General features: G+C 43.0%; 18 protein-coding genes, 2 tRNA genes and 1 other RNA gene. 9 read left to right on the top strand and 12 right to left on the bottom strand.

All coding sequences use genetic code 11. The features are described 5' to 3' along the window. Positions 1-77: 77 nt before the first annotated feature. Positions 78-1373, top strand: a complete 1296-nt coding sequence (locus tag H6A61_RS01360; protein ID WP_204390477.1) for a UDP-N-acetylmuramoyl-tripeptide--D-alanyl-D-alanine ligase — start codon at positions 78-80, stop codon at positions 1371-1373. A gap of 142 nt (positions 1374-1515) precedes the next feature. On the opposite strand, the gene H6A61_RS01365 is transcribed toward H6A61_RS01360, so the two are convergent. Further along, positions 1516-2385 (bottom strand): AraC family transcriptional regulator, encoded by an 870-nt coding sequence (locus tag H6A61_RS01365; RefSeq protein WP_204390478.1) that lies wholly within the window; start codon positions 2383-2385, stop codon positions 1516-1518. Between the two features lie 120 nt (positions 2386-2505). Here H6A61_RS01365 and H6A61_RS01370 point away from each other — a divergent pair, with 120 nt between their 5' ends. From H6A61_RS01370 to uxaC, 4 genes are all read left to right on the top strand, one after another. Continuing rightward, positions 2506-3321, top strand: a complete 816-nt coding sequence (locus H6A61_RS01370) for an SDR family oxidoreductase (protein WP_204390479.1) — start codon at positions 2506-2508, stop codon at positions 3319-3321. Positions 3322-3453: 132 nt separating this feature from the next. Continuing rightward, positions 3454-4638 carry a mannonate dehydratase gene (gene uxuA / locus H6A61_RS01375; protein ID WP_204390480.1) on the top strand — a complete coding sequence of 395 codons (1185 nt, stop codon included), beginning with the start codon at positions 3454-3456 and terminating at the stop codon, positions 4636-4638. Between the two features lie 90 nt (positions 4639-4728). Continuing rightward, positions 4729-6204, top strand: coding sequence for an MFS transporter (locus H6A61_RS01380; RefSeq protein WP_239469050.1), 1476 nt, complete (start codon positions 4729-4731; stop codon positions 6202-6204). Positions 6205-6216: 12 nt separating this feature from the next. Beyond that, a complete protein-coding gene (gene uxaC / locus H6A61_RS01385) occupies positions 6217-7623 on the top strand; it encodes a glucuronate isomerase (protein ID WP_204390481.1) in 1407 nt (468 codons plus the stop codon). A gap of 83 nt (positions 7624-7706) precedes the next feature. Here uxaC and H6A61_RS01390 read toward each other — a convergent pair whose 3' ends face one another. From H6A61_RS01390 to rsfS, 5 genes are all read right to left on the bottom strand, one after another. After that, entirely contained in the window at positions 7707-8132 is a 426-nt protein-coding gene (locus H6A61_RS01390; RefSeq protein WP_204390482.1) for a SufE family protein, read from the bottom strand. Positions 8133-8150: 18 nt separating this feature from the next. Beyond that, complete coding sequence (locus H6A61_RS01395) at positions 8151-9158, bottom strand: M20 family metallopeptidase (protein WP_204390483.1); 1008 nt, start codon at positions 9156-9158, stop codon at positions 8151-8153. 82 nt (positions 9159-9240) lie between these two features. Beyond that, entirely contained in the window at positions 9241-10080 is an 840-nt protein-coding gene (locus H6A61_RS01400; RefSeq protein ID WP_154043147.1) for a phosphatidate cytidylyltransferase, read from the bottom strand. A 61-nt stretch (positions 10081-10141) separates the two neighbouring features. Then, positions 10142-12109, bottom strand: coding sequence for an ATP-dependent zinc metalloprotease FtsH (ftsH, locus tag H6A61_RS01405; protein WP_204390484.1), 1968 nt, complete (start codon positions 12107-12109; stop codon positions 10142-10144). Between the two features lie 64 nt (positions 12110-12173). Further along, positions 12174-12533: a ribosome silencing factor gene (gene rsfS, locus H6A61_RS01410; protein WP_154043149.1), complete on the bottom strand. Its 360-nt coding sequence runs from the start codon at positions 12531-12533 to the stop codon at positions 12174-12176. Positions 12534-12796: 263 nt separating this feature from the next. Between rsfS and H6A61_RS01415 the strand changes: the two genes are divergently transcribed. Beyond that, positions 12797-12867, top strand: a tRNA-Gln gene (locus H6A61_RS01415). A gap of 30 nt (positions 12868-12897) precedes the next feature. Continuing rightward, positions 12898-12968 (top strand) — tRNA-Gln (locus H6A61_RS01420). A 78-nt stretch (positions 12969-13046) separates the two neighbouring features. On the opposite strand, the gene H6A61_RS01425 is transcribed toward H6A61_RS01420, so the two are convergent. The 3 genes from H6A61_RS01425 to rsmA form a co-directional block, all read right to left on the bottom strand. Continuing rightward, entirely contained in the window at positions 13047-14846 is a 1800-nt protein-coding gene (locus H6A61_RS01425; RefSeq protein WP_154043150.1) for a DUF349 domain-containing protein, read from the bottom strand. 167 nt (positions 14847-15013) lie between these two features. Continuing rightward, complete coding sequence (mgtE, locus tag H6A61_RS01430) at positions 15014-16354, bottom strand: magnesium transporter (protein WP_154043151.1); 1341 nt, start codon at positions 16352-16354, stop codon at positions 15014-15016. Between the two features lie 37 nt (positions 16355-16391). After that, positions 16392-17204 (bottom strand): 16S rRNA (adenine(1518)-N(6)/adenine(1519)-N(6))-dimethyltransferase RsmA, encoded by an 813-nt coding sequence (gene rsmA, locus H6A61_RS01435; protein ID WP_204390485.1) that lies wholly within the window; start codon positions 17202-17204, stop codon positions 16392-16394. Positions 17205-17308: 104 nt separating this feature from the next. Here rsmA and H6A61_RS01440 point away from each other — a divergent pair, with 104 nt between their 5' ends. Together H6A61_RS01440 and H6A61_RS01445 are read left to right on the top strand one after the other, a co-directional pair. Continuing rightward, positions 17309-18322: a lysylphosphatidylglycerol synthase transmembrane domain-containing protein gene (locus H6A61_RS01440; protein ID WP_154043153.1), complete on the top strand. Its 1014-nt coding sequence runs from the start codon at positions 17309-17311 to the stop codon at positions 18320-18322. 16 nt (positions 18323-18338) lie between these two features. Then, entirely contained in the window at positions 18339-19796 is a 1458-nt protein-coding gene (locus H6A61_RS01445; RefSeq protein ID WP_204390486.1) for an aminoacyl-histidine dipeptidase, read from the top strand. 269 nt (positions 19797-20065) lie between these two features. On the opposite strand, the gene ssrA is transcribed toward H6A61_RS01445, so the two are convergent. From ssrA to H6A61_RS16270, 3 genes are all read right to left on the bottom strand, one after another. Then, positions 20066-20461, bottom strand: a transfer-messenger RNA (tmRNA) gene (gene ssrA, locus H6A61_RS01450). 688 nt (positions 20462-21149) lie between these two features. Beyond that, entirely contained in the window at positions 21150-22121 is a 972-nt protein-coding gene (locus H6A61_RS01455; protein ID WP_204390487.1) for a type I phosphomannose isomerase catalytic subunit, read from the bottom strand. Positions 22122-22300: 179 nt separating this feature from the next. Next, positions 22301-24661: a hypothetical protein gene (locus H6A61_RS16270; RefSeq protein WP_204390488.1), complete on the bottom strand. Its 2361-nt coding sequence runs from the start codon at positions 24659-24661 to the stop codon at positions 22301-22303. Positions 24662-24761 lie beyond the last annotated feature (100 nt).

Consider the following 24761-nt stretch of genomic DNA (forward strand, 5'->3'; position numbering starts at 1 on the left):
TACAATAATTTATTTTTTATTGATTTGCCATTGATTTTTCGTTTATCTTTGCGTCACGTATCAAATTGTAATTTAAAATGGAAACTTCACAATTGTATAAATATTTTCTTGAGTGCGGAAAGGTCACTACCGACACTCGCGATTGCCCCGAAGGATCTATGTTCATAGCACTGAAAGGAGCCAGTTTCAACGGAAATACTTTCGCTTCTCAAGCCATAGCTGGCGGTTGCCGCTATGCCGTGGTTGATGAGGCTGAATACGCCAATGATGCCGAAGGACGTATTCTTCTGGTTGACGATTGTCTCAAGGCATTGCAGGATTTGGCGGCATGGCATCGCCGCGCGTTGGGCACAAGGATGATAGGTATCACGGGTACCAACGGCAAGACCACGACCAAGGAGCTGATAGCCGCCGTTCTGAAAGAGAAATACAATGTACTTTACACCCAGGGTAATCTGAACAATCACATCGGAGTACCTCTGACACTGCTTAAACTTACTCCCGAGCACGAAATGGCAGTAGTGGAGATGGGAGCGAACCATCCTGGCGAGATAAAGACTCTGGTAAACATAGCATGTCCGGACTATGGTATAATAACCAATGTAGGCAAGGCACATCTTGAAGGATTCGGTTCATTCGATGGAGTAATCCGTACTAAAGGCGAGTTGTACGACTATCTCCGCGACAATGGCGGAAAAATCTTCATACAGAACGAAAATCCTTATCTTAACTCCATAGCAGGCGGACTGGAATGTATCCGTTACGGTGCGGAAGAAGGGCTTTATGTGTCGGGCAAAGTTCTGTCATGTTCTCCGTTCCTGTCTTTCAGCTGGAAGTCGGAAGATAAGGTCCACGAAGTGCAGACTCATCTGATAGGTTCGTATAATGTTGACAATGCTCTGGCGGCAGTCGCTATAGGACGATATTTCGGAGTTGCCGACGATGCCATCTGTCATGCACTTTCATCATACGAGCCGCGCAACAACCGTTCGCAGCTGGTAGAGGCAGGAGGAAACAGTTATGTGATAGATGCCTACAATGCAAATCCTACATCCATGGCTGCCGCATTGGAGAATTTCCGTATGATTGATGCCGGACATAAGATGGTGATTCTCGGAGATATGAAAGAGCTTGGCGAAGCAAGTCTTGAGGAACACCAAAAGGTGGTTGACATGCTTTCCCGTTACGGTTTCGACAGGGTAATACTCGTTGGTCCGGAATTCGGAAAAACTGCAAATGCTTTTGAGCACTACAGTAATGCCGATGATGTGTATCAGGTGCTTTCTTCCGCCATGCCTAAAGGTTATATGATACTGATTAAAGGCTCTAACAGCATGAAGCTGGCTGCTTTGGCCGAAAAACTTATGAAATGATTTTTTAATTCTTTATATCATAAACTCCACACGCCCGTGTCGAGTTCTCCACACGCTCGTGTCAAGTACTCCACACGTTCGTGTCGAGTTCTCCACACGGCCGTGTGGAGATAATAATGTTTTGACTTCCTGATAGTGTATATTATAATTCCAGAATTTTCTTTCTGTACTCAGTCGGAGTAACTCCCGTTACTCCTTTGAAACACCGGTTGAAATGTACAGCCGATTCGAATCCGCATTCCATGCTTATTTCCGATATGTTCAGACGGTCGTCGGCCAACAGTTTGCAGGCATAACCTATCCGCATGTCGGTGATGTATTGTTTCAGTGTCTTTCCGGTGTGGTCTTTGAAATATCTGCAGAATGCCGACGGATTCATCGCCGTATATGACGCTATTTCATCGAGTGTGATATTGTCGGTGTATTTCTTGTTAATGTAGGCTACAACCTTTTCAATTTTCTTGTTCTTGAACTCGGCGGGTACCGGGTTGTAGTTTGGCGATGCGGCAAATTCCCTTTTTTTTATCATAGACAGCGATTGCAGAAGGCGCAGAAAAAGTATAAGCTGTTCCATTCCCTCGGATTCGGGTATCTGTTTCAGTAATGAGGTTATCTCCGGCTTGTTCTTTACTGATATCTTGACGCCTCTGTTCGATTCGTTCAACAGGGTGTTGATGTTTATGAATTGCACGTAATGAGTGAAGGAATATTGCATGAAGTCCTTTTCGAACTGAATAATCGTACCGTTTACCCTTAGACTGTCATCCTGTTCATATTCCGGAGGATTCTGCATGCAGTGTGGGAGTGCCGAACCGAAAAGCAGCAAAGTATCGTCAGAGTAGTCTATGATGCTATCGCCGATAATGCATTGCCCGTAACCTTTTTCCACATAAAGCATTTCATATTCGCCATGGAAATGCCATGGGTATGTGAATGACTTATAGTCGTATGCCCTTGCTTTGATTGGGTTTGAATCGGAGATGTGCAGTTGTTCGTTTACTATTCTTTTCATGGCTTCATGTCGAATTGTACTTAATGCAAATATAAGTAAATATCTTGCAAAAATAGGTATATATACTTATTTCTTTCTGTAGTAATTTTGCATTAAGAAGAATTTAAAACTTATACATATATGAATAACATGTTTGACATTACCGGTAAAGTAGCCGTTGTAACCGGCGGTTCCGGCGTTTTGGGTAGTAATATAGCTGAAGGTCTTCTGAAGGCCGGAGCTAAAGTCATAATCATTGGTGCTCATCAGGATAGGGTAGATGCGGCATTGGAACGTCTGAAAGCTGTGAGCCATGATGTAGCAGGTACTGTATGTAATGTGCTTGACATCGAGAGCCTTCGTTCTGTAAAAGATACTGTACTTTCAAAATGGGGTCGTGTGGACTTCCTTATCAATGCTGCCGGTGGTAACATTCCTGGTGGTACGCTGACTGTTGATCAGAATATATTCGACATGAAGGTGGAAGACCTTAACAAAGTGGTCGATCTGAACCTTAACGGTACTGTTTATCCATGCCTTGTTTTCGGTGAGATTATGGCAAAACAGCAGAGCGGTGTTATCGTGAATGTTTCTTCTATGGCTGCTTATGAGTCAATCACACGTGTGCCTGGATATTCTATGGCTAAGAGCGCTGTTGAAAACTTTACTCGCTGGATGGCTCAGGAAATGGCTATCAAGTTCAGCGAAAAGATCCGCGTAAACGCTATTGCTCCTGGATTCTTTATCGGCAACCAGAACCGTGCTATCCTAATTAATCCTGACGGCTCACTGACAGAACGCAGCAAGAAGGTTATTGCCAAGACTCCTATGAGAAGATTTGGAGATATTTCAGAATTGAATGGTGCCGTTCAGTTCCTTTGCAGCGATGCAGCTAGCTTTATCACTGGTGCTACATTGGCTATCGACGGTGGTTTCAGTGCATTCAGTGGAGTGTAATTATATTTGGTTGACAAGGCTTCAGTTACAAGTTAACAAGGTTCTGGCTTCGCCGACCTTTGGCTTTATCCGGACTAAGAACCTTGTCAACTCGTTAACTTGTCAACTTGTAACTAAAAAAAAGAAAACATTATGATGGAGAAAACTTGGAGATGGTTTGGGAAGAAGGATAAGATTACTCTTTCCATGCTGCGTCAGATAGGAGTAGAAGGAATAGTAACAGCTTTGCATGATGTTCCAAACGGTGAGATTTGGACAGTTGAGGCTATCAACGACTTGAAATCTTATATCGAGTCATACGGATTGAGATGGTCGGTAGTGGAAAGTCTTCCTGTATGCGAAGCTATCAAATATGCAGGTCCTGAACGCGACCAGCTGATTGAAAACTATAAAGTCAGCCTTGCCAATCTAGGTAAATGCGGTGTAAAGACAGTATGCTATAATTTTATGCCGGTAATCGACTGGGTGAGAACTGACTTGCAGCATCCTTGGGCAGACGGTACAAGCTCGTTGTATTACGACAGGGTACGTTTCGCATATTTCGACGTAAAGATTCTTCAGCGCGAAGGAGCGGAGAAAGACTATTCTGAAGAAGAACTCCGCAAGGTGGAAGAACTTGACAAGGTTATCACAGAAGCAGAAAAGGATGAGCTTATCGACGCTATCATCGTTAAGACTCAGGGATTCGTAAACGGAAATATCCGTGAAGGCGACAAGAACCCTGTAGCTATATTCAAGCGTCTGCTTTCTTTATATAAAGGTATTGACAGAGATGCATTGCGTGAAAACATGCGTTACTTCCTTGCTGCTATAATGCCAGTGTGCGAGGAATACGGTGTCAACATGTGTGTTCATCCGGACGATCCTCCTTTCCAGATTCTCGGATTGCCTCGTATCGTTACAAACGAAGAGGATATAGCATGGTTCCTCAATGCTGTTGACAATCCTCACAACGGACTGACTTTCTGTGCCGGTTCTTTGAGTGCAGGCGAGCATAACGATACACGCGAACTTGCAAAGAAGTTTGCTAAACGTACACACTTCGTACATTTGCGCAGTACAGCGGCTATGCCTGGCGGTAACTTTATCGAAAGTACTCATCTGTCTGGTCGCGGACATCTGATTGACCTTATCAGAATATTCGAAAAGGAAAACCCGGGATTGCCGATGCGTGTTGACCACGGACGTATGATGCTAGGCGACGAAGACAAGGGTTACAACGCAGGATATTCATTCCACGGACGTATGCTTGCCCTCGGACAGGTGGAAGGTATGATGGCTGTGGTAGATGACGAACTGAAAAACGGAATAGTATAAAAGATAATGAATAATTAAAAATTAAGAATTAATAATGCCGTATCCACCCATTATTAATTCTTAATTTTTAATTCTTAATTGAATAATACCATGAATTCACAAGATAATAGAATGAAAATGACAAATTATCGCTGGACGATATGCCTTATGCTGTTTATCGCCACAACGATAAACTATATGGACCGACAGGTTCTTTCTCTTACATGGAAGGACTTTATTGCTCCGGAATTTAACTGGACTGATGCGAATTACGGAACTATTGCCGGTTTCTTCTCTATACTGTATTCTATCAGTATGCTTTTCGTAGGAAAATTTGTAGATAAGATTGGAACAAAGAAAGGTTATTTATGGGCTATAGGTATATGGTCTGTAGGTGCCTGTCTTCACACTTTCTGCGGAATAGTTACTGCCGGAATATCTACAGGAACATGGGCTTTCACTTTCGAAGGTGCGCGTGAGGCCATTGAGGCTGCCGAAACTGCAGGTACAGTGATATGGAGTGTATCGACCGTAAGTATATGGCTTTTCCTTGCTGCGCGTTCCATACTGGCAGTAGGAGAGTCTGGTAACTTCCCTTGCGCCATAAAGGTGACTGCCGAATATTTCCCTAAGAAAGACCGTGCTTTCGCAACCAGTGTGTTCAATGCCGGAGCACAGCTTGGTGCCTTGCTCGCACCTTTCACCATTCCTGTCATAGCACGTTATATGGGTTGGGAAATGTCATTCCTTATAATCGGTGCTTTAGGTTTCTTCTGGATGGGATTTTGGGTGAGAATGTATGAAACTCCGTCAAAGCAGAAGAAGGTAAACAAGGCTGAGCTGGAATATATCGAGCAGGATCGTCTGACAGAAGCTTCAGAGACTGCAAAGCCTGCAACAGAAGAGAAAAAGGAGAAGGGTATCAGCTTGTGGAAATGTTTCACTTTCCGTCAGACTTGGGCAGTTATATTCGGACGTTGTCTTCCTGACGGTGTGTGGTGGTTCTTCCTTTTCTGGGCACCTGCTTATGTGAAAGACGTTTACGGATACAGTTCAGACTCTACTATGGGTATGCTGCTTATCTTTACTCTTTATCTGATATCAATGCTTTCCATCATTGGCGGTTATCTGCCTACCGTGTTTATCACACGCCTTGGTATGAATCCGTTCGCAGGACGTATGCGCGCTATGCTTATCTTCTCTTTGTTCCCATTGCTCGGACTTTTTGCACAGCCGCTCGGAAATATATCCTGCTGGTTCCCTATCATCATAATCGGTATAATAGGTGCAGCACATCAGAGCTGGAGTGCCAATACTTATACGGTAGTGAGCGATATGTTCCCTAAATCGGCTGTGGCAACAGTTACAGGTATCGGTGGTATGGCTGGTGGTATCGGCAGCTTGCTGTTCAATCAGGGCTCAGGTATCCTGTTTACTTACTCAAAGGAAACAAATATGGCTTTCATGGGATTTGAAGGTATTCATGCGGGCTATATGATAGTGTTCCTTATAGCTTCAGTAGCTTATCTGTTCAGCTGGATAATGATAAAGATACTTGTTCCGAAATATAAGATAATTGAAATTTGATAATTGATTAATATGAAAGATTTTATAAACGAAGATTTTCTTCTGCAGAGTGACGTGGCAAAGATGCTGTATCATGAACATGCGGAAAAGATGCCTATCATAGATTATCACTGTCATCTTAATCCGAAGATGATTGCAGATGATTATAAATTCAGTTCCATCACCGAGATATGGCTTGGCGGCGACCATTACAAATGGCGTGCGATGCGTGCCAATGGGGTAGATGAAAAGTATATCACAGGTAAGGAAACTTCCGATTGGGAGAAATTTGAGAAATGGGCAGAAACAGTTCCATATACATTGCGCAATCCGCTTTATCACTGGACTCATCTTGAATTGAAGACTGCTTTCGGTATAGGTGAAACCCTGAATCCTGCATCGGCAAAAAGGATATACGACAAGTGTAATGAACTGCTTGCCACTCCTGAATACTCGGCCCGCGGACTGATGAAGAGATATAACGTAGAGTCTGTTTGTACAACTGACGATCCGATTGATACGCTGGAGTATCATAAGGCTATTGCAGATTCCGGTTTCGAGGTTAAGGTTCTTCCTACTTGGCGACCTGACAAGGCAATGAATGTCACTACAGCAGCCGAATATAGGGCTTATCTTGAAAAACTTTCACAGGCTAGTGGCGTGACAATCTCCAAGTTTGATGATTTGGTTGAGGCTTTGAAAGTGCGTCATCAGTATTTTGCCGACCACGGATGTAAGCTTGCCGACCACGGTCTTGCTGATATACCTGCTGCTGATTATACTATGGCTGAAATATCAGCGATATTCGACAAGGTATATGGCGGTAATGAACTGACTAAGGACGAAAAAACAAAATATCAGACAGCCCTGTTGATTATCCTTTCCGAGATGAATGCAGAGGCTGGATGGACACAGCAGTATCATTACGGACCGTTGCGTAACACAAATTCAAGAATGATGGCCAAGCTTGGTCCTGATACAGGCTTTGATACTATCGGCGATTTCAGATGTGCTGAGGCTATGGTTAAGATTTTTGACCGTCTGAACTCAGAAGGTAAGCTGGCAAAGACAATACTCTATAATATCAATCCGTCGGAAAATGATATGGTGGCTGCAATGATAGCCAACTATCAGGACGGAAGTGTGCCGGGCAAGATGCAGTTCGGTTCAGGCTGGTGGTTCAACGACCAGATGGGAGGAATGCTCCGCCAGATGAATGCCTTGTCTGAACAGGGCTTGTTGAGCCGTTTTGTAGGTATGCTTACTGACTCCCGTTCGTTCCTTTCATATCCTCGTCATGAATATTTCCGCAGAATCTTGTGTAATATGATTGGTAATGACGTGGTGAACGGAATACTTCCGGAATCGGAAATGGGAAGAATAAAAGGTATGATAGAAGATATCTGCTATTGCAATGCCAAGAGTTATCTTAATCTTTAAGAGATAATTGAAAAAAATACAGCCGCCGTATTACCGGAAATCCTGGATAATGCGGCGGCTGTTATTTTGTGTTGTGGTTGTTCTCAAGCGTTCTTGGCCTTGAAAGCCAGTGCGTACATACGCATCTGTTTCACCATTGCAAGAAGTCCGTTGCTTCTTGTAGGAGAAAGATGTTCTTTCAGTCCGATCTTCTCAATGAAGTACAAATCGGATTCAAGTATCTCGTCAGGAGTATGTCCTGACACTACTTTTATGAGGAGGGCAATGATACCTTTTACAATCAGTGCGTCACTTTCTGCCTGGAATATTATCTTTCCGTCTTCCATATCAGCCTGAAGCCATACACGGCTTTGGCAACCGTCAATAAGGTTCTGGTCTGTCTTGTATTCCGGATTAAGTGGTTCCTGTTCGTTTCCAAGATCTATCAAAAGCTGGTACTTGTCCATCCAATCATCGAAATCGCTGAATTCTTCTATTACTTCGTCCTGAAGTTCGTTTATTGTTTTCATCGTTATTTTGCTTTTATGTTATTTCTCATTGTAAATCACTTGGAGAACCGTCTGTCCTACTGCCTGTAGTGTGGCACGGTCTATGTTCTCCATCGTATCATCTATGGTATGCCATGTAGGGTTAAATCCTGTATCGCTGTTGGTATCGTAATGAATGATATCTACACACGGGATTTGTCTGAAACGGTTCACATAGATATGGTCGTCTGTTATTTCTCCGCCTTTTTCTTTTATGAATGTGTTGCCGTAGCCAAGTTCGTGTGCCGCATTCCAGATTTTCTTCATTACATTGTTGGCTGTGCGCTGTGAATATCCCTCATAATAGAAAGTTGCATTTTTACCTCCTACCATGTCAAGAAGTATTCCGTAGCGGGCCTTGTAGTTGGATACATGAGGAATCCTTCCCCAGTATTGTGAGCCCAGACACCATGTGTCTGCCTTATAGTTTCCCTGATAGAACTCCGGAATACCATAATCTTCGGCATCGAAAAATGCAATGTCAATACCTATTGCGGGAGACTGCTTTTGAATCTGTCTGGCTATTTCAAGCAATACACCTACACCGCTGGCACCGTCGTTGGCTCCGTCTATGGCAGTATGATGGTATTTCTCTTCATCGTAGTCGGCATACGGGCGGCAATCCCAGTGTGCAAACAGGATTACTCTTTTCTTGGCTTCAGGATTATATTCACCTATGATATTGCGTGCCTTGAGCAGTGTGCCGTCATAAGCAACCAGGTCTGCATACTGGTTATATACCTTTGCTCCGAAACTTTCAAGTTTTGAAGCCAGATAGTCTCCGCATTCCTTATGTGATTTTGTGTTGGGAACACGTGGACCGAAATCTACCTGGACCTTTACGTAGCTATAGGCGCTGTCTGCATTAAATGCAGGAGCCTGTACATTGCCGGTTGTTTCTTCCTTGCTGACAGATGTGTCGCTTTTCTTGCTACTGCCACACGCTGTTACGGAAGCGGCATAGATTAATATCAGTGAACCGGATAATAATTTACCAAGTATATTCATATTGAAAAGATTAATATGTTATAAAAAAATCATCAATCAACTCCGTGAAGTCAATTAATGATTGTTGATTATGAGTATCATATTATAAAAGGGATATGATATATAGATATAAGACAGCGGCAGGAACTGCCATCAGTGTACTGTCAAATCTGTCTAACAGACCTCCGTGTCCGGGGAGTATATTTCCGGAATCCTTGATGCCAATTTTGCGTTTTATCAGAGACTCAACCAGATCACCCCATGTTCCGAATACTACAACTGTCAATGCCAGTCCGATCCATTGGGATAGCGAGAGTAGAGGGAAGTATCTGGAAATTACAATAGCCGCTATAATGCTGAATACACATCCTCCGAATGAACCTTCCCATGATTTCTTAGGCGATATGCGTTCGAAAAGCCTGTGTTTTCCGAACAGTACTCCTGCGCAATATGCACCCGTATCGTTTACCCATGTGAAGATGAATATTGAGAGAGGGAATATAGGATTGTAAACAGAACTTGCCGTTTCGTTTTGAGACTGGAAAGCCAATACATTCAGTAAGGCAAATGGCAGGGCGATATACATTTGCGACATCAGTGCATATGCCATATTGTTCACCGGATTTTCTTTCTTATAGTACAATTCGCTGATTAATATATACATAATCAGGAACATGTATGGGATAAGAATCTCATTGCTTCCCGGCGATGTGCCAAGGTACGCAAATCCGAAGAATAGAAAAACAGATGCCAGTATGGATATAGGTTTGTTTATTTCTGCAAACCCGCTCTGCTTTATAATATTCCCAAATTCATTTACAGTAAAAGCACATATTAAAGCAAATAACACAGAAAAAGTGATAGGACCGCCTAATATGCATCCCACTAATACGGCTACAAAGATAGCGCCTGTTAATGCTCTTGTTATAAAATTACCTTTCATGGCTTTGGGAATATTATTATTTCCTTAAATACTTTTCTATTGAATTTATACTTATAAATAGTTATTCACCGTTTTGAGTATCACTTTCAGTGCTTGAAGGCAATTCTTTTGTTTCTTCATTCTTGCTTTCAATACTCTTGGTTTCATTGTTTTCACTTTCGGCCATTATCTCTTCTGAACGTGATGCCCACGGGCGTTTGCCGAATATAGCTTCAACGTCTTCAGCAAAAATCACTTCTTTTTCTATAAGCAATTCGGCTAGACGGTTATGACCTTCTTTATGTTCCGTAAGAATTCTTTTGGCACGGTCGTATTGCTCGGCAATCATCTGCTTCACTTCACTGTCTATGAGCTCGGCTGTATGTTCGCTGTATGGCTTATTGAAACTGTATTCATCATTGTTGTAATAGCACAGGTTTGGAAGCTTGTCACTCATACCGGCGTATGCAATCATGCCATATGCCTGTTTGGTCACTCTTTCCAAATCGTTCATTGCACCTGTAGAGATTTGTTTGATAAACAATTCTTCAGCTGCGCGTCCGCCCAAAGTAGCACACATCTCGTCCAACATCTGTTCCTTTGTAGTAATCTGTCTTTCTTCAGGCAGGTACCATGCTGCACCTAAAGCCCTTCCTCTAGGTACTATGGTTACTTTAATCAATGGATTGGCATATTCAAGGAACCATGATATAGTGGCGTGTCCTGCTTCGTGCAAGGCTATAGATCTTTTCTCGGCAGCTGTCATGACTTTTGTCTTCTTTTCCAATCCTCCGACTATTCTGTCAATTGCAGCCATGAAATCATCTTTACTTACTGAAGTCTTGTTATGTCTTGCAGCGATAAGTGCGGCTTCATTACATACGTTGGCAATGTCGGCTCCACTAAATCCCGGTGTCTGTCTTGCCAGCAAATCTATATCTACAGTATCATCAAGTTTAAGAGGGCGGATGTGTACGCCAAATACCTCTTTTCTTTCGTTCAGGTCAGGTAAATCTACATGTATCTGTCTGTCGAAACGTCCGGCTCTCAACAAAGCTTTGTCCAATATATCGGCGCGGTTTGTAGCTGCAAGAATGATTACGCCACTGTTTGTTCCGAAACCGTCCATTTCGGTAAGAAGCTGGTTAAGAGTATTCTCTCTTTCATCGTTACCTCCCATGTTCGGATTTTTTCCTCTGGCACGACCTACGGCGTCTATTTCGTCAATGAATATTATACATGGAGCTTTTTCCTTGGCCTGACGGAACAAATCACGTACTCTTGATGCACCGACACCGACAAACATTTCCACGAAATCGGAACCGGACATAGAGAAGAATGGTACGTCAGCTTCGCCTGCTACGGCTTTTGCCAAAAGTGTTTTACCTGTTCCCGGAGGGCCTACAAGAAGTGCTCCCTTTGGAATCTTACCACCTAGCTCTGTATATTTCTGAGGCTGTTTCAGGAATTCTACAATTTCCTGTACTTCCTGTTTTGCGGCTGTCTGACCTGCAACATCCTTGAATGTCACTCTGTTGGCTCCTTTCTCGAACAGTTGTGCCTTGCTTTTGCCTACATTGAATACATTTCCTGCACCACCAGCATTGCCTGCACCACCCATTCTACGCATTATGAATATCCATAATCCGATAAAGAAAATTATAGGCAAAAGATTCCAGAAAATAACACCAAAGTAGTCATTCTCTTTTTCGTATCTTATTGAACCTGTAAAGTTCCCGTTTTTCTGTTCTTCATCGAGGAATTTGTCCAATGATTCCATTGAACCTACCTGTATCTTAACAGATGGATTTTTACCAACTTTAGGAGCGTCTTTTTTGAATACATCTACTATATTTTCAGGTTTGATGTACATCTCTACGGAATTATTGTCGTATGCAATAATCTTGTCCGCATATCCCTTCTTGACCATTTCCTTGAATTCTGTATAAGTAATTTCCTTACTCATACTTCCTTCATCGCTGGTGATATATAAGAAAGCTATGGTCATAGCTATGATTATATATAACCAACTTAAATTGGGTCTGGGCATATTTATTTTTTGCTTATTTGAATTATTGTTCATGTTTCCTTTTAAGTGAATTGATTATGTGATATTAGTCTATATCCGGTATGCGGGTTAATTTTGCATCAGCCCATAAATGTTCCAGATTATAGAAATCTCTTTGTTCCGGTAAGAATATGTGTGCTATTACGTCGTTGTAGTCCATTGCTACCCATTGTGCATTTTTAGTTCCGTCGATTGCAAATGGTTTGATGCTTATTTCGTTTCTGACGTAATCTTTTATTGATTCTGTAATAGCCAGTACTTGACTTGGTGAATTTCCATTACATATTACGAAATAATTGCATATAGTATCTTCTATGTCAGAAAGATCTGCTATTACGATGTTTTTACCTTTTTTTTCCTGAATACCTTCTATGATTTTTTCTAGTAATTTTTTTTCTTCGTTCATTATTCTAAAATACAAACTTTTAAGTTAATATACATAATATATGGCAAATATACTTGCTTTTCTGTATTCCACGAAATATAGATGAATTTTTCTTTTAGATTTTGTATTTTTTAGAGTGAATTTTGAGTTTGTCCGTCATGACAAGGCGAAAAAACGCCCATATTCATATTTTTTTGAAAAAAAAAGGACAAAAATGTTTGAAACTAATGAAAAAGTTGTACCTTTGCAGCGTCAAACAAGAAATGACTTGCTGACAATAATTTTGGGCTATGGTGTAATGGTAACACAACAGATTCTGGTCCTGTTTTTCTAGGTTCGAATCCTAGTAGCCCAACTTTGTAAGACAATTTAAATTATCAGAAATTGGGTTATGGTGTAATGGTAACACAACAGATTCTGGTCCTGTTTTTCTAGGTTCGAATCCTAGTAACCCAACAAAAAAAGAGCAGTTTTTACTGCTCTTTTTTGTTTTCGTACATTAATATAATAGCGAGCTTAGCTCGCTATTATAATTTATTTGTTTATAGCTTCGTCGATAGCTTCAATCTTTTTCTGAGTCAACAGTAAATCATTTTTCAGCTTCTCTATTTTTCTGGCAATGTCGTTTACCAATGAATTGCCTTTTTTAGATGACGAATTTAAGAAACCTAAATTGTTTTCGTATGTTTTGATTTCGTTCTTTATTCTTTCGTATATTCTAACGAGCTTTTCTCTTTCCTTATAAAGATTGTTCTCTTTGCTTAATCCTGATTTATAACTGTTCAGCTTTTTCTCTGTAGCAGAAAGATTTGCCTTGTCAAATATCTTGTTTACAAGGTTATGGAACTCTTTGTATAATCTGTCCTTGTCCTTAAAAGGTACGAAACCTATGCTGTTCCATTCAGAAATCAGTGCTTTGATCTTATCTGCTATGGTTTCATCGTATGTCTCAGTCTTTTCCAGTTCTTCAATCTTTTTAAGCAATTCCTCTTTCTTGTTCAGATTTTCCAGCTCTTCTGAACGTTGTGATGAAGTTGCTTTTGATTTCTGTTCGAAGAAATAATCGCAAGCGCCGATAAATCTTTTCCATATAGAATCTGAATACTTTTTAGGTACAGGACCTATTGTCTTCCATTCTTTTTGCAGTTTGGTCAAAATCTCGGCAGTCTCTTTCCATGCTGTACTGTCTTTCAATGCTTCTGCTTTTTCGCATAGCTCTTTTTTCTTTTCCAGGTTTACAGACATGTTTTCTTTGGCTGTTTTAAAGAATTCTGCCTTACGTCTGAAAAATTCGTCGCATGCGGCACGGAATCTTTCGAAGATTTTCAGATTCATTTTTTGTGGAGCATATCCTATTGTTTTCCACTTGGCCTGCAGTGCCAGGATTTCCTGTGTCTTGTCTTCCCAGTCTGTGAAAGTTGTGAATTTGTCATATTCCATGGCTTCTGCTATTTCGCAAATCACAGTTTTCTGGTCAAGGTTGTTCTGCTCCTGCTCTTTTAAATCCTCAAAATGTTTCTGGTGTCTCTTGTTTACGTTTGTAGAAGCGGCTTTAAATCTTGCCCAGATGCTTTCACGCATTTCTTTTGCCACAGGACCGATTTCCCTGAATTCCTGATGAAGCTTTTGCAACTGATGGAATGCTGAAATTACGTCAGGTTCGTCGGCAAGCTTTTCGGCAGCTTCGCAGATACGTGTCTTTTGTTCCAGATTTTTCTTGAAGTCATACTCTCTGAATTCATTGTTCAGTTTGAGCATGTCGTAGAATTTTTCTGTATATAACTGGTAAGTTCTCCAGATTTCGTTGATTTTATTTGCCGGAATGAGCTTTATTTCATTCCATTCCTGCTGCAGATTTTTGAATTCATTGTAGTTCTTCCCTGCATCTTCTGACAGTTCTGTAAGATTTTTCATCTTTTCCAGAATTTCCATTTTCTTTTGCAGGTTCTCCTCTTTTTCTTTTTCTATTGCAGCTATCATGGAATTTCTTTTCTCTTTTATTTCTGCCAATACGGATTTAAGTTCTGCTTCCAGAGGATCTGTGGTAGGAACAAAAGAGTTTGCATCGCCGCCCGATTCGATAAATGTTTTGCGGTTAGCTTCCTGTTCAGCTTTGTGCAGTTTGTAAAATGTCTGTTTAAGGAAGTCTATTTCCTGTTTTTCAGCTTCACAAGCATTGTTGTTTATCTCTTTTAAACGTTGTATAACCTCTTCTTTAGTCTGTTTAGGTTCATACTTAACGTTATCTGTTGTTTGATCAACAGTAGGAACCAAATTTTCAGTCTCATTTTCCTGAATTTCGGTTAGTGGGCGGTTTGTTTCATTAACTTCCATGCGTATATAGATATTTAAGAATGTTTCTTTTAAAAACGTTATAATTACAAATTAAAGAAATAATATTTAAAAAACATAATATTGTCTTGGTTATTTTACCAAATAGGGTAAAAATGTATTATAATCTTTAATTTTTTTTGTTTTTTCGTTTAATCAAGTTCTGCAAATTATGACAGCAACACTGTTATTCCCATATATAGCATCATACCGATGATGTCGTTTGTGATGGAGATGAAGGGACCGGTTGCGATTGCAGGGTCTATCTTTAGTTTTTCTAGTGTCATAGGCACTAATGTGCCGAAAATGGAAGCGAACATTACAACGGCAAATAAACTGATTGATACAGAATAGCTTACTGTGGCTGTTGCTCCAAAACGAATGAAATTATATATATAAACCAGTAATGATATGATTGAGGCATTAATAAGGGCGACTACCGCTTCTTTTGCTACTTGTTTGAAGGTATTTGCAGAATCCAGTGAACTGTTTGCCAACCCCTGTACAACAAGCGCCGATGACTGTGTTCCGACGTTTCCTCCTGTTCCACCTATCAATGGGATGTATAGCGCCATTTCAGGATGGGCGGCAAATGTAGAGTCGAAGTTACCTAATATCATTGAGTTGCCGATACCTCCCAGCATACCGATAAGAAGCCATGGCAGACGTGCCGTGGTCTGTCTGAAAACGTTGTCGTCTGATTCTACATCCTGAGAAAGACCTGATGCCAACTGGTAATCACGTTCAGCCTGTTCACGTACCTCATCCATCACATCATCTACGGTGATACGTCCTACAAGGCGTCCGATACTGTCAACTACCGGTACTGCCACAAGGTCATATTTCTCAATTATCTGTACCACTTCTTCTATAGGAGTATCCACATGTACTGAAACTGGGTCTTTTTTCATTACATGTTTGACTTTTGATACAGATGGACTTGTTATCATTTTCTTTAGTGGGAATACACCTCTCAGACGTTCGTCGTCATCTACTACATATACATAATAGATTTCGTCCATGTCCTCAGCCTGAATTCGCATTTCCCTCAGACATTCGGGCATACTCCAGTTTTCTTTTACGGTAACCATTTCCGTACCCATCAAACCTCCGGCGGTATCTTCGTCGTATTTCAGAAGGTCAACGATGTCTCCGGCCTGTTCAATGTCTTCTATATGTGAAAGGACCTCTTCCTGTTTGTCCTCGTCCATCTCTCGGATGATGTCAACGGCATCGTCCGAATCCATATAGTCAACAAAACGTTTAGCGATAGTTTCCGATGGCAGTATGTCAAGAAACTCTTTACGGGCATCTTCGTCCATTTCGACGAGTACGTCCGCGGCTGTTTCATTATCTAGCAGCAAGTATATAAACCTTGCATTTTCAGCATTAAGTTCATTGCATAGTTCTGCTATGTCGGCAGGATGTAAATCATTAAGAAGCTCCTTTACTTTGTCATGCTCCTTATTCTCTATTAATTCCGTTATTTTTTTGATTTCTTCGCTGTTCATCCTGGTTAGCTTTTAGTGGTTACGTGTATAAAAACTCTTATAACTCTAGATTGACAGATGCTGTATTGCTGTCCAAAGCCTTTTCCACCTTATTGGTCAGTTCGATAAATTCATTGACAGACAACTGTTCCGGTCTCTTGTTGAATATAGGCTCGGCACTTAAAGGATTATCTTTTGCCAATATCGGCGAAATGGAATTGCGTAATGTCTTTCTTCTCTGATTGAATGTGGTCTTTACAATTTGCTTGAACAGTTTTTCGTTGCACCCCAAATCTTTCGTATCATTCCTTTTCATTCTGATTACTGCGCTCTTGACTTTTGGTGGTGGATTGAAAACGTGTTCATGTACGGTGAATAGATATTCCACATCATACCATGCCTGAATCATTACACTAAGGATGCCGTATGTCTTGTTGCCGGGCTTGGCGGCAATTCGTTCTGCCACTTCCTTTTGAATCATTCCGGTACAGCATGGGATAAGTTCCTTGTTGTCAAGCATCTTGAAGAATATCTGGCTTGAAATGTTATACGGGTAATTGCCTGTAAGGACAAAAGGCTTGCCGTCGAACAGGCTTGTGAGATCCATTTTCAGGAAATCCTTTTCTATAATATTCTCACCCAATTCACCAAAGTTCTCTTTAAGATAAGCTACTGATTCAAAATCCAGCTCAACAACTTTTAAAGGTCTGTTTTTAGGTATCAAATATTGTGTCAGGACTCCCATTCCCGGTCCGACTTCTAGTACGGGGATATCCGGACAGGCATCAATTGTGTCTGCTATGTCTTTGGCCACTTGCAAGTCCTTGAGAAAGTGCTGTCCTAAAAATTTCTTTGGTTTGACTAATTTCATCCGTATTCAAATATTTCTTTGTGATAATGTGATATTTATTCAGTTAAGCTGTGTATATTTGCATTGTGCAAAGTTACATAATAATATCTAAATAATTTCAGATTTTGGAACGAAGTGATTCAAAAAAACTATTAAATAAGTTGTGGCAAGTTTTTTTGCCTGTAATTCTTGGAGCAGCTATTCTGGTATGGACATATAAAGGCTTTGATTTTAAGAGGGTGTGGTCCGTGCTTAATTCTGAGGTTAATTACTGGTGGATGCTCTTCTCGCTTGTGTTTGGAGTTTTTGGGCATTTGTTTCGTGGCTGGAGATGGAACCTGTCATTGGCTCCGTTGGGTGAGTATCCAAAACCGGCCAACAGCGTATATGCTATATTTGTCTCATATGCGGCAAACCTTGTAATACCAAGAATAGGTGAAGTGTCCAGATGTGGAATTCTGGCTAAGTATGAAGGCGTTTCGTTCTCTAAATCCTTAGGAACTGTGGTTACCGAACGTATTATAGATTCTTTGTGCGTATTGATAATAACATTTGTAACCCTGTTGTTGCAGTCCGGAATATTTGCCCGGTTTATGAAGGAAACAGGTACTGACACCTCGTTTATATTTCATCTTTTTACATCGACCAATTTTTATATAACTCTTGCCTGTATATTTGCATTTCTGATATTATTGTATTTTCTGTTCAAGCGAATTTCTGTTTTTGCAAAAGTAAAAGGAATCTTGAATGACATATGGCTTGGCTGCCAGTCTTTGCGTCATGTTGATAACATTGCTTTGTTTGTAGCATATACGTTAGGTATATGGATATGCTATTTCCTTCAGTTTTATGTGGCATTTTTCAGTTTTGACTTTTCGTCTGATCTTGGACTGATGCCCGGGCTGGTAATGTTTGTTGTGGGCAGTATAGCCGTGGTTGTTCCTACTCCCAACGGGGCAGGACCTTGGCACTTTGCAGTAATAACAATGATGATGATGTACGGCGTAAGCAAAGATGATGCTGGAATATTTGCACTTTTAGTGCATGGAATTCAAACTTTTTTACTAATTTTGTTAGGTATATATGGATTAGTGGCATTGCCGCTTACGAATAAACAAAATAAACCCATAAACTCATAATCAAAAAACAAACTCTATGAGCGAAATTCTTTCTTTAGCTCCACAGAATGTGTGGAAACATTTTCATTCAATTACACAAATTCCTCGTCCGTCAGGACATCTGGAAAAGATTCAGGCTTTCTTACTTGATTTTGGAAAGAAGGCTGATGTTGAAACATTCCAGGATGAGGCAGGAAATATCATTTATCGCAAACCGGCTACTCCGGGAATGGAGAACCGTAAGACTGTAATTCTTCAGGCACACATGGATATGGTTCCTCAGAAGAATAAGGAAACAGTTCATGATTTTGAAAAAGATCCAATCCAGACTTTTATTGATGGCGGATGGGTAAAAGCTAAAGGTACTACATTAGGCTCGGATAATGGCATGGGTGTTGCAGCTATTATGGCTGTAATGGAAGATAAATCGTTGAAACACGGTCCGTTGGTAGCTCTTATCACAGCCGACGAAGAAACAGGTATGTATGGAGCCTTCGGTCTGAAGCCTGGTACAATAGAAGGAGATATATTGCTCAATCTCGACTCAGAAGATGAAGGAGAACTTTATATCGGTTGTGCAGGTGGCGAAGATCTTACGGCAACATTGGAATATAAAGAAGAAGAAACCGACCCTGAAGATGTGGCATTAAAAGTCACTTTGAAAGGCCTACGCGGAGGTCATTCCGGTATTCAGATAGGGTGGGGACATGCCAATGCCAATAAACTCATGGCACGTTTCCTCAATCAGGTTATCACATACGATGAGGCATGCCTCGTATCATGGGAAGGCGGAAACATGCGAAATGCAATTCCTCGCGAATGTGAAGTGGTTATAACAGTTCCTGAAACAGAGGTAGAAGACGTATTGGCTTTTGTAGGCGAATGCGAACAGGTATGGCGTGATGAGTTTGCCACTATTGAAGATGGCATAACTTTCACTGCTGAACGTGTGGAACTGCCTAAGATGATGGTTCCTGACGAGATAAGAGATAATCTGGTCGATGCAATATTTGCCTGCCCTAATGGAGTGGAACGCTTTATTCCTACTATACCTGATACAGTAGAAACTTCGTCAAATCTTGCTATAGTGGAGATTGGTGGAGGTAAAGCTGCTATAAAAGTTCTTACCCGCAGTTCGCGTGAATCAATGAAGGATTACCGTAATACTGCTATTGAAAGCTGCTTCTCAATGGCTGGTATGCATGTAGTCCGTTCGGGAGGTTATTCAGGTTGGGAACCTAACGTAAATTCGCCTATACTTCATGCTATGAAGGCTTCATATAAGGCGCAGTTTGGAGAAGAGCCTGAAGTAAAGGTTATACATGCCGGACTGGAATGTGGTATTATTGGTGCCGTAATGCCAGGTTTGGATATGATTTCATTTGGACCTACATTGCAGTGTCCTCACACTCCGGAAGAACGTTGCCACATACCTTCAGTAAAGAAATTCTATGATTTCCTTACTGCTACTTTGGAAAATACTCCTGTAAAGTAAGCAAGGTTTTCAAATAAAAACAGCCAGCCAATTCATTGTCAGTAAATGATGAATTGGCTGGCATTTTTTATGACTTAAAAAATGTAAAATAAAACGTGCGCACATTCGACTTGAAGCGTGCGCACATTCTAACTAAAACGTGCGCACGTTTTGCCTTAAATGTGCGCACGTTTTTTTAAAGCCTTTTTTTGAGATATTTGATGATAAAAAATTACCCTACATTTACTTTTAAAAAAAGTAGATGCAGGGTGATTACTTGATAATTACTTCTGTGGACCTGGAGGGAGTCGAACCCTCGTCCAAACAAGGAAGCCATATGCTTTCTACATGCTTATCTCTGCCTTCGGTTTTCGTGCATAAGCAAGACCAGAGCCACCCACTTATACCTTAGTCCTTAAATTTCACCGGAGCCGCAGGACTAGACTCAAGCTATTCCCGATTTTGCTGCACCGCTATATCAAACGCTTCGGAACAAGAGCTTTTGAGCGATGTCTCGTTTCTATCACTGTGACAGAAATAAAGCTAATCTACTGTACTTCGATTAAGCAGCGAGAGCATAGTTTTCGTTGCCAGATAATTGTTCAGTAACTGAGATTATAGTGCAAATCACTGACGCACTGCATGCTTACATACCACATCTCTCGCTGTCAAAACCAAACAAGCCCAGACGTTAGTATTAAATTGTCTGCAAAAATAATAAAAAACTCTCTAAGTACCAATTCCTATGGATAAAATATATATTTTTGCCCCCTCAACACATTCTTAAACCTTAACATCATGAATAAAACCAACCAAATTTTTTTCTTATCGGCTTCGTTGCTGTTTATGGGATGCTCGGCGGTAAACGGCAAAGGAAAGGAAGCAGGCGGTGCGGAGCCGGATTAGCCGGTGTTCGTGGCCGGAAGTTATCCGGCGCGGAATGAGGAAGGCGTCAAGGTGTTCACATTCGCTCAAGATGACGCCGGCCATGGCAGGGCATGACAGGACCCTTGGCTCTGCTCCGTGTTTCGTTATGGCGGACGGGAAGAGGGGCGTGGCTTTCACGGCGAATTATTCCGGCGGAAGCCTGACGGTGTCCGGTGCGGCCGTACGGCGGAGATAATCCGGACGGCGAAGGCTGACACCGTGGGAGGTGAAGGTAGTGCCGATATCCATTTGTCGCCCTACGGGAAAGCGTCCGCGCTATTTCGCCATAACCCCGAACGGGAGGTATATCCTTGTGGCGTGTCGCGACGGGGATGCCGGTTGATACTGGCAGGAGGATACCGGCCAAAGCTCCGGTCTGCGTGAGATGGATAAAATAGAAAGAAAGCAATCTTCCGGGGTGGGGGATTGCTTTCTTTATGCTGTGTGTTATACGTAGGTCTCAAGGAACTTTACTTCACCGTCGGGTGTCACTTCAAGATTTCCGGTAGTGGCCGGGAAAAGAACTGATTCGCCTGCCTGCATGCTGATGCTGTTTCCACGGTCGTCCTTTATCGTGCACGATCCTTCCATGCAGATGTAGATTACGAACGAGTCGAGTTCCGAATAATCCACGGTCATCGGCCGCGAAAGATGATATACGGATGTGGTGAAATATGGGCACGTCACCAGTTCTACAGGACGGTCCTTGCACGGAGTGTAGGCGGTGCGGTAGTCCGGCTGTACGCTGTAGTCTATTGCCTCTTTTGACAGTTCGGTGTGCAGCTCGCGTCTATGGCCGTTCTTGTCCTTGCGGTTGAAGTCGTATATCCGGTATGTGATGTTTGATGTCTGCTGTATTTCGGCTATGAAACATCCGGCTCCGATGCTGTGTATTCGTCCTGCAGGGAGGAAGAATACGTCGCCGGGACGGACGGCATAGTCTGCCAGGGCGTCGCAGATGGTGTTGTCGGCTATCATCTGTTCGTACTGTTCGGGCGTGATGCTGCGGCTCAGGCCCGAGCGCAGGTGTGCGCGGCCTCCGGCATTGTCTATCACGTACCACATTTCGGTTTTGCCCATGGAGTTGTGGCGCCGCATGGCGAGCTCGTCGTCAGGGTGAACCTGGATTGAAAGATCGTCACGGGCGTCGATGAATTTTATCAGCAGCGGGAACTTGCCTCCGAAGCGTGTGTAGTTGGCTTCGCCCACCAGGGCTCCTTTATATTCCTGAACCATCTGTGTGAGGTTCTTTCCGGCATCGGCTCCGTTTGCCACTACCGATTCGTCGCCGGGGACATCGGATATTTCCCAGCTTTCGCCTACGTTCTGCTGTGTGCTGTCAAGGTGTTTGAACGGAATGATTTTGTCGCCACCCCAGATTGTGGTTTTCAGGATGGGACGGAATTTCAACGGATACATAATTTTTATGGTTTTTACAGGTTATGATTACGGACGTAAAGATACGTCAAAATTCTTTACGGCGGTTGCTGTCGGGAGGATTTTCTGATAAAAGAACCGGGGCCGTCGCTTCTGGTGTGGCGGCGGTCCCGGTGTGTGTTTTCCCGTGGGGGTATGTGTATTTCCGTGTTTCCGGAGGATCAGAGAGTCCATCCGGCTGTCCAGTTGTCGTCGGCGGTGACGGCTCCTTTGTAGTCGGTTGCGGTGAAGAATGAGTCGGACGACATGTCTTTTCCTCCGTCTGCTGTACCGATGAATTTGTCTTCAAGAGCGAAAGTGGCGTTTGTCCTGTTGCCTTCGGCTGCCTGGAAGAGGTCGTTGGTATAGATGTTCTGTTTTGATGACAATACGCCTGATATCTCTACGTAGTTCAATCGGGATATTCCGTTTTTCAGCGCGTTTTCCGTGTTCGCGGTTTCCACGGTGAGAGGCTGCTCCTTGCCTGTGATTATGGCATTGTAGAGTTCCACTTCGGTGCCGGCACGCAGGCGTACTCCGCGACCGTCGTTGCCGTTGCCCACAAGTGTCAGGTTCGACAGTACCGGATGTGAGACTGGTGTGAGCGAGTTGTCCTTGTCGTTGCTGTCGCATTCCATCAGGCAGTCGCAGTCATAGCCCAGTGTTTCTTCGTTTTCCTGGTATGCCACCATGAACTGGCCTTTTCCGCACCATCCTTCTGTCCAGTCGAATGAGTCGTCGCTGCAGCTTGTGGCTACCATGTATTTCACGCAGACTGTTCCTCCGAAGAATTCGAAACCGTCGTCGGAACCGCGGTATGCCTGCAGATGATCTACTGAAGTTCCGTTGCCCACGCCGTAGAATGTCACTCCGTTGGCTTCCTTGTCTTCGCTGAATGCATAGCCGGTGTATTCCAGACGGATGTAGCTCAATTTTCCGGAGTTGTCGGCCGCGTCGTCGCCGCCGTATGCGGCGTCACCTATTTCGGATGTTCCCTTGCCGCCCTGTACGTTGATAGGCGCTTTTCCGCAGATGTGGAGTCCGCCCCATGCTCCGGCTTCTTTCTTTTCGGATGTCATGACGATAGGGTTTTCGGCTGTACCTACAGCATTGATTTTGGCTCCCTGTTCCACCAGGATGTAGTCAACGGTGTTGTCGTGTTTGGCTATGATTGTCACTCCTTCTTCTATGGTGAGTGTGGCAGGACTTTTCACTGTGTAGTCGCCTGTCAGATAGTATGTCTTTCCTGCAGCCAGGGTGACATCGGATGTCACTGTGCCTTTCAGCTCTTCTATCTCCTGAGCTTCCGATCCGCTTGAAAGTGTCCATCCTGCTGTCCAGTCGTTGTCGGCAGGAACGGCTCCGCGATATTCTGCGGCGTCGAAGAATGAATCTACAGTGCTCATATTCCGGCCTCCTTCGGCTGTACCGACGTAGAATGATCTGAGTATCGGTGTGAGGTCTTTCACTTCGTTGTTGTTTTCCGCGGCGAGGAAGTCGCTCTGTGTATAGATGTTTTCCTTGCTTGTGAAACCTGAACCTATAGTGACGTAGTTAAGCTTTGACTCGCCGTTCTTCAGGGCGCTTTCTGTAGGTGCGGTTTCTACTGTGAGGCATTTTCCCTTGCCTGTGATGATGGTGTTATAGAGGCCTACCTTTGTTCCGGCGCGAAGGCGTACACCCTGTGCTGTTCCACCGTTGCCCACAAGGGTTACGTTGGCCAGTGTAGGGAACGATACCGGAGTGGCTGCGAAGTTTGTGCTGTGGTTGTCGCATTCCATCAGGCAGTCGCAGTCGTAGCCTATCTCGTCCTTGCTTCCCTGGTATGCCACGAGGTACTGGCCTTTTCCGTTCCATCCTTCTGTCCAGTCGAACGAGTCGTCGCTGCAGTCGGTCACTACCGCATGGCGGATATTTACCGAGCCGCCGAAGAACTCGAAACCGTCGTCGGAGCCCATGAAGGCCTGAACGTAATCCACTGTAGTTCCGCTACCGACGCCGTAGAATGTGATACCGTTTGATTCCTTGTCTTCGCTGAAGGCATAACCTGTGTATTCCATACGGACGTATTTCAGAACGCCGGAATTGTCGTCAGCTTTGTCGCCTCCGTATGTGGCGTCACCTATCTCTGATGTGCCTGTGCCTACGTTTGTAGGCGCGTATCCGCAGATGTGGAGTCCGCCCCATGCTCCGGCTTCCTTCTTCTGTGAAGTCATGACGATGGGCTGGGTGGCTGTACCCTGGGCGTCGATTTTGGCTCCCTGTTCTATGAGGATGTAATCGACTTTGTTGTCGTGGATGGCTTCAATCTTTACTCCCGGCTCGATTTTCAGAGTGGCTCCGTTCTTTACGTGGATACCTCCGTCGAGAGTGTAGGTTTCGCCTGCTTTCAGAGTGACGTCTTCTGTGATATCGGCGTTGAGGAGATTGTCGGCGATGTTGCCGTTACCGCCGTCGCCGATAGTGTCTTCTGTACATGCTGTAGTGAACAGCAGTCCTGTTGTTGCCAGTGCGAGAGTGGCAAGTTTCCAATTCTTTTTCATAAAAAGTTTTTTTGAAATGTTTTATTTGTTATGTTTTCAGTCTCTATTTAATTAGCTTCGCTGACTTGCAGTTCTTAATTAGCTTCGCTGACTTGCAGTT

Origin of the sequence: Bacteroides caecigallinarum (assembly GCF_016901995.1) — a bacterium.
Lineage (GTDB): Bacteria > Bacteroidota > Bacteroidia > Bacteroidales > Bacteroidaceae > Phocaeicola > Phocaeicola cellulolyticus.